1 protein-coding gene and 1 pseudogene are annotated in these 1,079 nt (G+C 47.0%); one reads left to right on the forward strand and one right to left on the reverse strand.

What is annotated here, in order from left to right:
- Positions 1-396, forward strand: a pseudogene (locus R7Q47_RS26215) (peptidylprolyl isomerase); the annotation flags it as partial.
- A gap of 89 nt (positions 397-485) precedes the next feature.
- Here the strand turns inward: R7Q47_RS26215 and pyrE are convergent.
- The coding region (gene pyrE, locus R7Q47_RS26220; protein WP_318090257.1) for an orotate phosphoribosyltransferase at positions 486-1,079 on the reverse strand (594 nt) is incomplete at its 5' end.

Below are 1,079 nucleotides of genomic sequence, written 5' to 3' on the forward strand. Positions count from 1 at the left end.
GAGCTTGAGCGTGTTGCTTGTGAGTACCCTGATTCACTAGATGATGCTTCTAAAGCTATTAACCAAGAAGTGAAGACAACAGACTTCATCTCTCAAGTTGATGCACCTGAGGTTCTACGTAACCAAGCCGTTATGCAAGCACTACTGAGCCCAGAAGTGAAAGAAGACGGTCTGAACTCTGAAGCGATTGAAGTTGCGCCTGAGCACATTATTGTTGTTCGTGTTGAAGATTCTCGTGACGAAACAGTGCTTCCATTAGCTGAAGTGAAAGACCAAGTTGTGGCGGAACTATCTCGCGTTAAAGGTGAGCAAGGTGCCCTAGAGCTAGGTACAAAAGTGGTAGCTGCTCTGAATGAAGGCAATACGGCTGTTCTTGCGGAAAACAACCTAACATTTTTTTTTAATGATACGGCGACCACCGAGATCTACACTCTTTCAGACGTGTGCTCTTCCGATCTTTTTTATTGAATTGAAAAAGTGGGAAATTAGATGCCGTATTCCGCGCGGTATGCTTTCACCGCTTCAAGATGCTCGGTCGCGTTACCTTTTTCTTCAAGGTAAGTGATTAGGTCACCCAAACTCACGATAGAAATCACCGCACAACCGAAGTCGCGCTCAACTTCCTGAATCGCAGAAAGTTCGCCTTTACCTTTCTCTTGGCGGTCGATAGCCACTAATACGCCAGCCAGATCTGCACCATTCGCCTTGATGATTTCCATCGATTCACGAATCGCGGTACCCGCTGTAATCACGTCATCCACCAGCATGATACGACCTTCTAAAGCAGAACCGACTAGATTACCGCCTTCGCCGTGATTTTTTGCTTCTTTACGGTTGAAGCAGTAAGGCGTGTCGATATCGTGGTGATCCGCAAGTGCAACCGCCGTAGTTGTCGCGATTGGAATCCCTTTGTACGCAGGGCCGAATAGAACATCGAATTCGATACCAGAATCCGCAAGTGCTGCCGCGTAGAAACGACCAAGACGCGCTAGGTCACGGCCTGTATTGAAAAGACCAGCGTTAAAGAAGTACGGGCTTTTACGGCCAGATTTCAAAGTAAACTCACCAAACTTAAGAAC

It is taken from the genome of Vibrio sp. Vb0349 (genome assembly GCF_033338975.1).